Origin of the sequence: Paracidobacterium acidisoli, from assembly GCF_003428625.2 — a bacterium.
Classification (GTDB): Bacteria; Acidobacteriota; Terriglobia; order Terriglobales; family Acidobacteriaceae; genus Paracidobacterium; species Paracidobacterium acidisoli.
Genome location: NZ_QVQT02000001.1, coordinates 253303 through 266326, shown reverse-complemented (window position 1 = coordinate 266326; position 13024 = coordinate 253303). Strand labels below are relative to the sequence as shown.

Here is a 13024-nt window from a genome sequence, read left to right as displayed (position 1 = left end):
TGAGAGGATCGGCAGATTCATGGCGAAGGCAATCTGGAACGGAAAAGTAGTTGCAGAAAGTGAAACTTACGAGACGGTCGAGGGCAATATCTACTTTCCGGAGAGCTCGGTGAAGCGCGAATATTTTCGTCCCAGCTCCACGACCTCGACCTGTCCCTGGAAGGGTCAGGCGCGTTATTACTCCCTGCTGATCGACGGGCAGGAGAATCAGGATGCGGCCTGGTATTATCCCGACCCCAAGCCGGCCGCGCGTAACATCAAGAACCACATCGCTTTCTGGCGCGGCGTTGAAGTAGAGAAGTAGCTTTTCCTTTGGCTGTAGACATTCTACCCCTCCACGGGTGTAGAGTGTCTACATCATGGCGCCAGCCCCGGAACCCTATCGCAATCGTATCGAGCTGCTTCAGGGCACGCTCGACATGCTTATTCTTCAGACCCTGCAATGGGGTCCGCAGCACGGCTATGGCATCAGCCAGGCCATCCGCTCCCAGTCCGGCGAAGTTCTGCAGGTGGAGACCGGCTCTCTGTATCCGGCGCTGCAGCGCATCGAGCGGCAGGGCTGGATCAGCTCCGAGTGGGGGCAGACGGAGCAGAAGCAGCGGGCGAAGTTTTACCAGATCACAGAAACAGGCAGGCAGCAGCTGGCACGCGACCGCTCCCGGTGGGAGACGATGGTGGCGGCTATCACCGGCATTCTGCAGCCGGTACCGGAGAGCTGACAAAGGGGATGGGGCGCGGTTTCCTCCCTGCGGATCAGTCAGCACAGGGAGGGCCGGAAAGCGAGGGAGCGATGAGCCTGTGGCAACGATGGTTCGGCCGGTACGGCGCAGAGGCGCGCAGGCGCGATCTCGACGACGAGATTGCGGCGCATCTGGCGATGGCGGCGGCGGAGCGCGAGACGAGCGGGGCCGATGCTGCGACGGCGCGGCACGAGGCGGAGCGGGAGTTCGGCAATGCGGCTCTGGTGAAAGACGTAGCGCGTGAGAGCCGGGGATGGATGGGTCCGGAGCGGCTGCTGCAGGACGCGCGGTATGCGCTGCGCCAGATGCGGCGCTCGCCGGGGTTTGCTGTGACGGTGATCGGCACGCTGGCACTTGGCATTGGCGCGGCGACGGCGATGTTCACCGTTGTGGACCATGTGATGCTGCGTCCGCTGCCGTATGCGCAGGCCGACCGGCTGGTGACACTGAGTGAAGCCAGCCAGACGGGCAGGCCCGGATTCGGCGTGACGTATCCGGACGTGCGGGCATGGGCGGAGCAGAGCCATGCTGTTGAGAAGGCGGCGTTTTATAACCGGCTGAGTCCGCGGGATTTTCTGCAGAACGGCGACGCCTCGGTGCGCGTTTCGGGCGAGCTGGTGAGCGCGAATCTCTTCGATGTGCTGGGCGTGCATCCGCAGCTGGGGCGCGGCTTCGATGAGGATGCGAGCGGGCTTGCCACGAATGGCAATCCGAATGTGATGGTGCTGAGCTACGGGGCGTGGCAGACGGTCTTTCATGGCGATACGGAGATTGCGGGCAGAGCGGTGAAGGTCAACACCGACACGTATACGGTGGTGGGCGTGATGCCGCAGGGGTTCAGCTTTCCCTTTGACGCGGCGGCGGAGGCTCCTCAGATATGGGTACTGGGTCAGCCGGGGCCGAAGGATATGCTGCGCAACTCCGATACGCCGAATTATGAAGTGATCGCGCGGCTGCGGCAGGGGATTGCGGAATCGGCCGCGGCGGCGGAGCTGAATACGCTGCAGAAGCAGGTCGTGCAGGGATATGCCGATGCGCAGAGCCGCGAGGACCGTGCGGTGGTCCGGCTGCGGAATTATGCGGACACGGTGGTGGATGCGGACCTGAAGCGGGCTTTGCTGGTGCTCTCTGCGGCGACGGGCGTGCTGTGGCTGATTGCCTGCATCAACGTTACGCATCTGCTGCTGGCCCGCGCCACGACGCGGCGCAGAGAGATCGCGATGCGGGGCGCGCTGGGAGCGAGCCGGGGACGCATTGTGCAGCAGCTTGCGGTGGAGGGGCTGATGCTGAGCGGCGTGGCGGCGGTGCTGGGAACGGCGATCGGAATGGCGGTGATCCGGCTTTCGCGCGGCGCGATTCCGACTCATCTGAAGGTCGATATGTCGGCGCACGTGAACCTGACGATTCTGTCGGTGCTGTGCGCGCTTACGCTGCTGTCGGCGGTGATCTCTTCGGTATGGCCGGCGCTGCTGGCGGCGCGCGCGCCGATTGAGCCGGCGCTGAAGCAGGGAGGGAGGCAGAGCGGCGCGGGACGCGGCATGAGCCGGCTGCGCGGGCTGCTGGTGGTGGCCGAGATCGCGATGTCGCTGACGCTGCTGGCCGGCTGCGGACTGCTGCTGCGCACACTCTACACGCTGCGCCATGTGCCGCTCGGCTTTCGCACCGATCATATTCTCGTGGCCGATCTCAGTATTCCCTCGTGGCGCTTTACGGGCATGAACATGACCACCTCGCTGTATCAGCCGCTGCTCGACCAGGTGCAGCAGATGCCGGGCGTGCAGGCGGCGGGGCTGATGACGGAGGTGCCGCTGGGCAACACGTTCAACGTGATGCTCACGCTGAACGGAGAGGGGCACGGGATGGACAGCGCGCACAATATCACCGCGGTGTTCAAATCCGTCAGCCCGTCGATACAGAAGGTTCTCGGCTTCCGGCTGCTGGCGGGGCGGTTCTTCGACGAGCGGGATACGCCGAGCTCGCAGCCGGTTTTCGTGGTCAACCGCGCCTTCGCGGAGCGGAATGCGCCCGATCCGAAAGATCCGGCGTCGATTGTGGGGACGAATCTGTGGCACTTCGGCAAGACGCCGGCGCAGGTGATCGGCGTGCTCGACGATGAGAGGCAGAGCTCGATCATGAAGCCCTCGCAGCCGGAGATCGAAGCGAGTATCCGGCAGCTTGCGCCGGGCGTCAGCTTTTACAGCGTGCTGGAGGGCAATGCGATGGATATTGCGCTTCGCACCAGCCTGCCCCCGGAGCAGATGATTCCGCAGTTTCGCGAGATTCTTCGCAAAGCCAGCCCGGAGTTCGCGCATGTTCCGATCACCACGATGGACCGGATCGTCGACGACTCTTACGGGAGCCAGCGGCTGGCGGCGCATCTGCTGGAGGTCTTTGGCGGCTCGGCGCTGCTGCTGTGCATCGCCGGGCTCTACGGCCTGCTGGCCTACCTTGTGAGCCAGCGCACGCGCGAGATGGGCGTGCGGCTGGCCCTGGGCGCGCCGCGCAGCAGCGTGCTGCTGCTGATGCTGCGCGAGGCAGGCGCGATGATTCTTACCGGCGTGGCGGTTGGCACGGTCTTCACTCTGGTGTCAGGCAGGCTGATTCGCAGCTGGCTTTACGGCGTGACCGCGCATGACTTTCGCACGCTGGCTGTGGCGAGTCTGCTGCTGGCTGTGAGCGGCCTGGCGGCGGCGTGGCTGCCGGCACGGCGCGCGGCGAGTGTGGACCCGGTGGAGGCGCTGCGGGCGGAGTGAAGCAGGGATTAGGGATCAGGGATTAGCCATTAGTTTCGGACAGATCAGCAGCTTTTCTAATCCTTGATCTCTAACAGCTAATCGCTGCGATAACTAATCTCTGATCCCTAATGGCTGATCCCTGTTTCTCAATACGCGAGAAGCTGCTGCAGGGGAAGGCGGATCTGGAAGCAGGTCGATCCTGGCCTGGATTCGACGTGTACAAAGCCGCGGTGGCGCCGCACCACACGCTGCACGACATCGAGTCCGAGGCCGAGGGCCGTGCCCTGCGGCTTGGTGGTGAAGAAAGGCTCGAAGATACGCGCCTGAATGTCATCCGGAATGCCCGGCCCGTCGTCCCATATCTCGATCATCATTAGATCGCCGGAGACCTGCACGCTGAGGATGATCGTGCCGTGGTCGCGAATCGCGTCGAGAGCGTTTTCGAGCAGAGCCATCCAGACCTGGTTCAGCTCGCTGCCGTAGGCGGAGATGAAGGGAAGGTTCGGAGCAAAGCGGCGCTCGATGGTGACCTGGCCGAGACGCGACTGCAGCATGGCCAGCGTGTTTTCGAGCGACTGCGGAATGTCGATCTCCTGAATCGGCGCCTGGTCCATGAAGGAGTAGTCTTTGATGGCGCGGATGAGATCGAAGATGCGGCCGGTCGAGTCGAGCATGGCCTCGGCCATGCGCTCGGTACGCACGGAGGAGGCAAACTGCGTCAGGACGACTTCAAGCGGAGGTCCCTGCAGGATGACGGCGAGCGCGTCGAGCTGCGCGGTGGTGACTCCCATCTCGGCCAGCTCGGGAGCGATCTGCCATTCACCCTCGACCTCGTGCGCCTTCATCCAGCGCAGCAGCGCGTCTTCGCGCTCGGCCTGGCGGGCGGTATCCGGCTCTGCTTTCTGCGCGTCTTCGCGCACCGCGGCCTGCCAGCTCTGCACTTTTTTGAGGACGTCGTCTTTCAGACAAAGACTGCCGAGGCGGAACTTCTGATGGCCGTAGACGCGCAGCTCGCTTAACAGTCCGGAGGCGGAGCGCTGCGCGGCCGAGGCCGGATTGTTCAGCTCATGGGCAAGATTGCCCGCCAGCTTGCCGAGCGCATTCAGCTTTTCCGCCTGCTGCTCGAGGCGTGTGATCTCGCGGACGCGGTCGAGAAGCACCGAGACGCAGATGTGCGTCATGGGCGGAACGGCCGCCAGCAGGGCGGGAAAGAGGTCGCGATGGTACTGCAGCGCCCACACGTCGGTCGCCGCGTAACCCTGGCCGCCGAAGCTCTTCATGCGCGAGTAGGGAAGCAGGCCGGTGATCTGGCCGGAGCGGCCGATGAAGAGTGCCGCCGGGGCTCCGCGCTCGCGGCGCACGTGTACCTCTCCCCGGAGCAGGATGGTCATGGTCGTCGCGGGATCGCCTTCATGAAAGATGACGGTGCCGGCTTCGACAAAAAGCTCCGTGGCATTCGCAGCAAGCCACTCGAGGTCGGTATCGGAGAGACCGTGCAGCGCAGAGACACCTTTCAGCGCTTCGACGAGCTCCGGGACCGGGGTTCGCGGGGGTTCGAGCTGCTGGGTGGAGGCGGGAGGTGCAAAGTTCATAAGCGGGGCCTCCTTTAGATGGTAACCGATGCCCCTGTGAAGAGGGAGATACGAAAAACGGCGCGGATCAGTTCGCGTGCGGCCGCAGCATTTCGGCTTTTCGCTCGGGCATGCTGTCGATCAGCGCGTTGAGCTGATCGACGGGAAGCGGTTTGGCGCTGCGCAGCTTCTCTTTGCCGTCCTCGCCGAGCAGCAGGACAGTGAATTTGTCGACCGGAATGTGGTAACGCGCGCGGATGCTGTCGATCTCCTGCGCGGGCAGGAGCGCATAGGGCGTGTCGAGCGGGGTCGCATAGGCTTTGGGGTCGGGCACGAGGGGCGTGAGCATGACGAAGCGATCCATCATGTCGTCGGCGGCGGCATCGAGCGAGGCGGTCTGCTCTTTCAGGAGCGGGTCGCCGGCGCCGGGGCTGAAGACGAGCAGCGGCCGGTAGCAGCCGCGCATGGCGTCGAGCGACCTGGGGATGACCTGGCAGGAGGGACGAGCCTGCGCCCACAGCGATGTTCCGGTAAACAGAAGCGTCAGGGCGAGAAGTTGTCGGCGCAGCGCCATAAGGGTGAGTGTAAAAAATCTGCGAGGTGGATGGGATGCGCGGCGGCAGGAATGCTTTGAGACATCCCCGCCGCTGTGCTGAGTGAAACGCGAGTTACGCGCCGACGGGCTGCGGCGTGTTGTCCTTTACCGTGACCGGATCGAGGAAGGGCATGGCGGCACGCAGTGTGGCGCCTACCTCTTCGATCTGGTGCTTCGCTTCCTCGCGGCGGATCGCGTCGAAGTTCTTTTTGCCCGACTTGTTCTCTTCGATGAAGTTCTTCGCGAAGGTTCCGTCCTGGATCTCGGTGAGGAGCTTCTTCATCGCGGCGCGGGTCTCGTCGGTGACGATGCGCGGGCCGGCGGTGTAGTCGCCGTACTCGGCGGTGTTCGAGATGGAGTAGCGCATGTAGGCGAGGCCGCCGCGATACATCAGGTCGACGATGAGCTTGAGCTCGTGCAGACACTCGAAGTAAGCGATCTCGGGCTGATATCCGGCCTCGACCAGGGTTTCGAATCCGGCCTTGACCAGCGCCGCGGTGCCGCCGCAGAGCACGGCCTGCTCGCCGAAGAGGTCGGTCTCGGTCTCTTCGGTGAAGGTGGTTTCGATGACGCCGGCGCGGGTGCAGCCGATGCCTTTGGAGTAAGAAAGGCCGAGGGCGAGGGCATTGCCGGAGGCGTCCTGATGCACGGCGACGAGGCCGGGCGTGCCGCCGCCTTCGGTGAAGACTTCACGGACGCGATGGCCGGGAGCCTTGGGCGCGGCGAGGAAGACATCGACGCCGGCGGGGGGCTTGATGGTGCCGTAGCGGATGTTGAATCCGTGCGCGAAGGCGAGGGCCTTGCCGGGTGTGAGGTGCGGCTCGATCTCGTCGGCGTAGACTTTGGCCTGGGTCTCGTCGGGGGTGAGAATCATGATGACGTCGGCCCATGAGGCGGCGTCGGCGATGGAGGTGACTTCGAGGCCGGCCTTCTTCGCCTTCTCGATCGACTTGCTGGTGGAGGGAAGCCCGATCCGCACCTGCACTCCGGAATCCTTCAGGTTCAGGGCGTGTGCGTGGCCCTGCGAGCCATAGCCGATGATGGCCACTTTCTTTCGCTGAATCAGCGCCAGATCGGCGTCCTGGTCGTGGTATGTCTTTGCCATTCTGATTTCCTCTATGTTCTCAAGTTGCGATTGGTGATTCGGTCGTTAAAAAGAGGATTCGTCCGCGAATCCTTCAGAGCAAGCCTGTCTCCCCGGCCATGAGAATGTTGCTGTCCTCGGTGGCGAGGGCGTCGGTTTCGCCCGCTTCGGCAACGCCGGGCAGACGCATGGCGTCGAGCACGCGGCTGGTGTGCTGGCCGCGGCGCATGACCATGCGGCCGGTGCGGGAGATTTCAAGAATACGATCGCCGCTCTCGTTGAGCACCTGGATGAGGCCTTCGATTTTGCTTTCGACGCCGGTGATCTCGATCATCAGCGATTCGGGCGCGAGATCGACGATGCGGGCGCGGAAGACCTCGACCAGCTCGAAGATATGCGAGCGGGTCTTCGGGTTTGCGGCGACCTTGATGAGCGCCAGCTCGCGCGCGACACAGGAGCGCTGCCCCACGTCATCGACCTCAAGCACGTTTTCGAGCTTGTAGAGGCTGGCCATGATGCGATGGCCGGCGGTCGGCGAGGATTCGGCGACGATGGTCATGCGCGAGACCCCGGTGCGCTCGGTGCGGCCGACGGTGAGCGAGACGATGTTGATATTCAGACGGCGGAAGAGCGAGGCGACGCGCGTGAGCACGCCCGGCTTGTCTTCCACGAGTGCGACAAATGTGTGCAGCATGCTTACACGTCCTGTGCGGTTTCGATCAGAGGGTTATGGCCGGGTCTGCGGATCATCTCATGCAGAGCGCTGCCGGCGGGGATCATGGGATAGACCGAGTCCTCTTTTTCGACCAGGAAGTTGATCAGGTACGGTCCCTTCTGCTCGCGCGCCTGGCGCACGGCGGGCAGCACCTCGGCGCGGGTGCGCACGGCAGCGCCGGGGATGTCGTGCGCGGCGGCCAGCTTCACGAAGTCGGGGCTGAGGATGGGCGAGGATTCGTAGTTCTTCTCGTAGAAGAACTCCTGCCACTGCCGCACCATGCCGAGGAAGCCGTTGTTGATGACGGCGATGTTGAGGTCGATGTTCTCCTGGCGGATGGTGGAGAGCTCGGCTGCAGTCATCTGGAAGCCGCCGTCGCCGGCGATGACCCAGACTTCCTTCTCCGGGCAGGCGATCTTCGCGCCGATGGCCGCGGGCAGGGCAAAGCCCATGGTGCCGAGGCCCCCGGAAGTGACCAGCGTGCGTGGCGTGTCGTGCTTGTAGTACTGCGCCTCCCACATCTGGTGCTGGCCGACGTCGGTAACGACGATGGCTTTGCCGTCGGTCTCGCGCCAGAGATCGTGCATGACATGCGCGGCGTAAAGATGGCCGGTATCGGGCAGGTTCTGAATGTCGCGCACCGCGCATTCGCCCTTCATGGCATTCACTTCGCGCACCCAGGGCGACTCCTCGCCGGCGTCGTAGCGCGGGGCGAGGTGCGGCAGAAGCTGCTCGAGCACCTGGGCCAGATCGCCGATGAGGGCGACGTCGGCCTTCACATTCTTGTTGATCTCGGCGGGATCGATCTCGATGTGGATCTTCTTTGCGTTGGGCGCGTAGGTGGCGAGGGTGCCGGTGACGCGGTCGTCGAAGCGCATGCCGCAGGCGATGAGCAGGTCGGCCTGCTGGATGGCGTGATTGACCCACGCCTCGCCGTGCATGCCCATCATGCCGACGGAGAGCGGATGCGAGGCAGGGAAGCCGCCGAGACCGAGCAGGGTGCAGCTTACGGGAATCTGCATGCGCTCGGCGAGGGTGCGGACCTGATCGGTCGCGTGCGATTCGATGACGCCGTGTCCGGCGAGGATGACGGGCTTCTTCGCGGAGCGGATGAGCTCGGCCGCGCTTTGAATGGAGGCCGACTCCGCCCTGAGCATGGGATGCGGACGATGGGGGCTGGGCGCAGCGGCGGCGAAGTCAAAGGCTGCGCTCTGCTGCTGCGCGTCCTTGGTGATATCGACCAGCACCGGACCGGGACGGCCCGACTTTGCGATGAGGAAGGCCTCGCGCAGAACCAGCGCGATGTCTTCGGTGCGGGTGACGAGATAGTTGTGCTTGGTCACGGGCAGGGTGATGCCGGTGATGTCGACTTCCTGAAAGGCATCGGAGCCGAGCGCCTTGCTGCCCACCTGGCCGGTGATGCAGACCAGAGGCACCGAATCCATCATGGCGGTGGCGATACCGGTGACGAGATTGGTTGCGCCCGGGCCGGAGGTGGCCATCGCCACGCCGACTTTGCCGGAGGCGCGTGCATAGCCGTCGGCCATGTGCGCCGCGCCCTGCTCGTGCCGCACGAGGATGTGCCGGATGGGGAACTTGCGCAGCGCATCGTAGATGGGAAGAATCGCGCCGCCCGGATAGCCGAAGACATCGCGCACGCCCTCGCCTTCGAGGGTCGCCCAGACGATCTCCGAGCCGGTGAGGCGTGTACTTGTATGCTTTGCTTCACTCATCGCACACTCCCTGAAAGTTGACAGTTGTCAGTTACCGGTCCCCAGTTCAAAAAAACTGACGGCTAATAACCGGCAACTCATAACTAATTCGTCACCGCGCCCTTTGATGCCGAGGTGACCGAGTTTGCGTACTTGTGGAAGACGCCGCGGGTGAACTTCGGCTCGGGTTTCTTCCAGGTCTTCAACCGCTCTGCAAGCTCGGCATCGGAGATCTCGACGCTGAGTTTGCGGTTGGGAATATCGAAGTGGATGATGTCGCCTTCGCGCACGGCGGCGATCGGTCCACCGACGGCGGCTTCGGGAGCGACGTGGCCCGCCATAAGTCCGCGCGTTGCGCCGGAGAAGCGTCCGTCGGTGAGCAGCGCGACGGTGTCGCTGAGCTCGGGGATTCCGGCGACGGCGGCGGTGATGGCCAGCATCTCGCGCATGCCGGGTCCGCCCTTCGGGCCTTCATAACGGATGACCATCACGTCGTTCGGTTTGATGGAGCCCGATTCGACGGCGGCAAAGGCGTCCTGTTCGCACTCGAAGACGCGCGCCGGTCCGCGATGCTCGAGGCGCTTGTGCCCGGCCACCTTGATGACGCAGCCTTCGGGAGCGATGTTGCCCTTGAGGATGACCAGGCCGCCGGTCGGCTTGATGGCGTTGTCGAGCGCATGGATCACGTTCTGTCCCGCGGTCTCCGTGGCTGCGGAGGCTTCCTCGGCGAGCGTCTTTCCGGTGACGTTGAGGCAGTCGCCGCGCAGCAGGCCAGCGTCGAGCAGGCGCTTTGCGAGCAGACGGCTGCCGCCGGCGTTGAAGTAATCGACGGCGACGAACTGGCCGCCCGGCTTCAGATCGCAGAGCAGCGGCGTCTTCGAGCTGATGCGGTCGAAGTCATCGATGGTGAGCGGCAGGTTCGCTTCATGCGCGATGGCGAGGAAGTGCAGCACGGCGTTGGTCGAACCACCGGAGGCGGCAACGCTGACGATGGCGTTTTCGAGCGACTCGGGCGTGATGAGCTTGCTGGGGCGCAGATCGTTCTTCGCCGCTTCCATCACCAGACGGCCGGCCTCGCGGGCGGCATCGAGCTTGTCGGACAGGAAGGCGGGAACGCTCGACAGACCCATCGGAGAGATGCCGAGAAACTCGCAGGCCATGGCCATGGTGTTTGCCGTGAACTGGCCGCCGCATGCTCCGACGCTGGGACAGGCGCTGACTTCGACGGCTTCGAGGCCGGCGTCGTCGAGCTTGCCCGCGGCGTGCGCGCCGACCGCTTCGAAGACATCCTGCACGGTGAGGTCTTTGCCGTTCAGATGCCCCGGCGCGATGGAGCCGCCGTAGAACATGAGCGAGGGAATGTCGAGACGGGCGAGCGCCATGACGGTGCCGGGCATATTTTTGTCGCAGCCGGCGATGGCCACAAGGCCGTCGAAGAGATTGCCGCGCGTGACCAGCTCCACGGAGTCGGCGATGACTTCGCGGCTGATGAGCGAGGCCTTCATGCCTTCGGTGCCCATGGTGATGCCGTCGGAGATGGTGATGGTGTTGAACTCCATCGGCGTGCCGCCCGCTTCGCGGATGCCTTCCTTCACGGCTTCGGCGAGCTGGCGCAGGTGGAAGTTGCAGGGGCCGATCTCGGTCCACGTATTGGCGATGCCGATGATGGGCTTCGCGAGATCTTCGCGCGAGTAGCCGCTGGCCTTGAGCATGGCGCGGGCCGGCGCGCGGTTCGGTCCTTCGGTCAGTGCGATGGAGTAAAGCTTGGCTTTATTGCTTCCGTTCGAACTCATGCCTGCGTCTTTTCCTGTTCTCGGTCGATGGAGCTGTTTAAGAAGCGCGCGGAGCTACCCAGAACGCCGCATCGTGCTGTTTCTCATAAGTGTCGAGAGCGCCGGTGTGCCGCAGGGTGAGCCCGATGTCGTCGAGCCCTTCGAGCAGGCAGTAGCGGCGGAAGGGATCGATGCTGAAGCCGGTCGAAAATCCCTGGCCGTCGGTGATGGTATTTTCCTCGAGCGAGACGGTGAGGCGGTAGCCGTCGTTCTTCGCGGCGCGGTCGAGCAGCGTCTGCACCTGCTCTTCGGGCAGGGTGACGAGCAGGATGCCGTTCTTGCCGGCGTTCGAGTGGAAGATGTCGGCAAAGGTGGAGCCGATGACGCAGCGGAAACCGTAATCGGAGAGCGCCCAGGCGGCGTGCTCACGCGAGGAGCCGCAGCCGAAGTTCTTTCCGGCGACGAGGATCTCCGCGCCTTTATAGCGCGGGTTATTCAGCTCGAAGGCCGGGTCCTTGCGCCAGTCGAAGAAGAGAAACTCGCCGTAGCCGGTGCGCTCGATGCGCTTGAGAAACTGCTTGGGGATGATCTGGTCCGTGTCGACGTTGACGCGGTCCAGCGGCATGACCCCGGAGGTGAGTGTGCGAAATGCCTGCATTACGCCAGAACCTCTTCCTTTTTGAATTCCCATGTGCGCACATCGGTGAAGTGGCCGAGGACAGCAGCGGCTGCGGCCATCATCGGACTGACCAGATGCGTGCGGCCGCCGCGTCCCTGACGGCCTTCGAAGTTGCGATTGCTGGTGGAGGCGCAGCGCTCGCCCGGCTGCAGAATGTCGGGGTTCATACCCAGGCACATGGAGCAGCCCGGCTCGCGCCATTCAAAGCCCGCCTCGCGGAAGATGGCATCGAGGCCTTCGCTTTCGGCCTGCGCCTTCACGAGCTGCGATCCGGGCACGACCATGGCGTGCACACTCGGATGCACGTGATAACCGGTGACGACCTTCGCCGCGGCGCGCAGATCTTCAATGCGCGAGTTGGTGCAGGAGCCGATGAAGACGCGCTCGATGGTGACCTCTTCGATCGGCGTGCCGGCCTTCAGGTTCATGTATTCGAGAGCGCGCTCGAAGCCGCGGCGGTCGGCGTCATTCGCGGTGGCCGCAGGATCGGGAACCACATCGGTGACGGCAACGACCATGCCCGGGCTGGTGCCCCAGGTGACATAAGGAGCCAGCTCGATGGCCGGGATGATGAGCTCGCGGTCGAACTTCGCGCCTTCGTCGGAAGCGAGGCTGCGCCACTCCGCGACGGCCTTTTCCCAGTGCTCGCCCTGTGGGGAGAATTTGCGTCCCTTCAGATAGGCGAAGGTGGTCTCGTCGGGAGCGATCATGCCGGCGCGCGCACCGGCTTCGATGCTCATGTTGCAGAGCGTCATGCGGCCTTCCATCGAGAGCGAACGGATGGCCGAGCCCGCGTACTCGATCACGTGCCCTGTCGCGCCGTCGGTGCCGATGCGGCCGATGATGCCGAGAGCCACGTCTTTTGCGGTAACGCCGTCGGGCAGCTCACCCTCGACCGCAATGCGGAAGGTCTTCGGCTTCGACTGCGGCAGGCACTGCGTCGCCATGACATGTTCGACCTCGGAGGTGCCGATGCCGAAGGCCAGAGCGCCGAAGGCTCCGTGTGTGGAGGTGTGTGAGTCGCCGCAGACGATGGTCATGCCGGGCTTGGTGAAGCCAAGCTCAGGACCGATGACGTGAACGATGCCCTGATTGGGCGACTGCACGTCGAAGAGCTCGACGCCGAAGTCAGCGCAGTTCTTCCGCAGCGTGTCGATCTGCTTTGCGGCGATCGCGTCCTCAATAATGAGGCGGTTGGCCGTGGTCGGCACGTTGTGATCGACGGTGGCAATGGTGCGGTCGGGACGGCGCAGCTTTCTGCCCGTCATGCGCAGCCCTTCAAAGGCCTGCGGCGAGGTGACTTCATGCACCAGGTGCAGATCGATGTAGAGCAGCGCCGGCTCATTCGGCGGCTCTGCGACCAGGTGGGATTCCCAGACTTTCTCAAACAGCGTTTTCGGATTCGATGACATCGTTTTGTC

11 protein-coding genes are annotated in these 13024 nt (G+C 64.0%); 3 read left to right on the top strand and 8 right to left on the bottom strand.

Going from position 1 to position 13024, the window contains the following annotated elements; genetic code table 11:
* Window positions 1-19 precede the first annotated feature (19 nt).
* The 3 genes from D0Y96_RS01125 to D0Y96_RS01115 all read left to right on the top strand — a co-directional run bounded on the left by D0Y96_RS01125 (window position 20) and on the right by D0Y96_RS01115 (window position 3493).
* A complete protein-coding gene (locus tag D0Y96_RS01125; protein WP_117297417.1) occupies window positions 20-304 on the top strand; it encodes a DUF427 domain-containing protein in 285 nt (94 codons plus the stop codon).
* Window positions 305-359: 55 nt separating this feature from the next.
* Complete coding sequence (locus D0Y96_RS01120) at window positions 360-719, top strand: PadR family transcriptional regulator (RefSeq protein WP_117297415.1); 360 nt, start codon at window positions 360-362, stop codon at window positions 717-719.
* A gap of 71 nt (window positions 720-790) precedes the next feature.
* Window positions 791-3493 (top strand): ABC transporter permease, encoded by a 2703-nt coding sequence (locus tag D0Y96_RS01115; protein ID WP_158562118.1) that lies wholly within the window; start codon window positions 791-793, stop codon window positions 3491-3493.
* 128 nt (window positions 3494-3621) lie between these two features.
* On the opposite strand, the gene D0Y96_RS01110 is transcribed toward D0Y96_RS01115, so the two are convergent.
* The 8 genes from D0Y96_RS01110 to leuC all read right to left on the bottom strand — a co-directional run bounded on the left by D0Y96_RS01110 (window position 3622) and on the right by leuC (window position 13015).
* Entirely contained in the window at window positions 3622-5067 is a 1446-nt protein-coding gene (locus D0Y96_RS01110) for a sensor histidine kinase (protein WP_117297412.1), read from the bottom strand.
* A 67-nt stretch (window positions 5068-5134) separates the two neighbouring features.
* Window positions 5135-5620, bottom strand: a complete 486-nt coding sequence (locus D0Y96_RS01105; RefSeq protein WP_117297410.1) for a DUF4174 domain-containing protein — start codon at window positions 5618-5620, stop codon at window positions 5135-5137.
* Window positions 5621-5714: 94 nt separating this feature from the next.
* On the bottom strand, window positions 5715-6746 hold the full coding sequence (ilvC, locus tag D0Y96_RS01100; RefSeq protein ID WP_117297407.1) for a ketol-acid reductoisomerase: 1032 nt from the start codon (window positions 6744-6746) through the stop codon (window positions 5715-5717).
* Window positions 6747-6819: 73 nt separating this feature from the next.
* Entirely contained in the window at window positions 6820-7419 is a 600-nt protein-coding gene (ilvN, locus tag D0Y96_RS01095) for an acetolactate synthase small subunit (protein WP_117297405.1), read from the bottom strand.
* 2 nt (window positions 7420-7421) lie between these two features.
* Window positions 7422-9173, bottom strand: a complete 1752-nt coding sequence (gene ilvB, locus D0Y96_RS01090) for a biosynthetic-type acetolactate synthase large subunit (protein ID WP_117297403.1) — start codon at window positions 9171-9173, stop codon at window positions 7422-7424.
* Between the two features lie 83 nt (window positions 9174-9256).
* Entirely contained in the window at window positions 9257-10945 is a 1689-nt protein-coding gene (gene ilvD / locus D0Y96_RS01085; protein WP_117297401.1) for a dihydroxy-acid dehydratase, read from the bottom strand.
* Window positions 10946-10982: 37 nt separating this feature from the next.
* A complete protein-coding gene (leuD, locus tag D0Y96_RS01080; protein WP_117297399.1) occupies window positions 10983-11582 on the bottom strand; it encodes a 3-isopropylmalate dehydratase small subunit in 600 nt (199 codons plus the stop codon).
* On the bottom strand, window positions 11582-13015 hold the full coding sequence (leuC, locus tag D0Y96_RS01075; protein ID WP_117297397.1) for a 3-isopropylmalate dehydratase large subunit: 1434 nt from the start codon (window positions 13013-13015) through the stop codon (window positions 11582-11584). Before leuC ends, leuD begins: the two co-directional genes overlap by 1 nt.
* Between the last annotated feature and the right edge of the window lie 9 nt (window positions 13016-13024).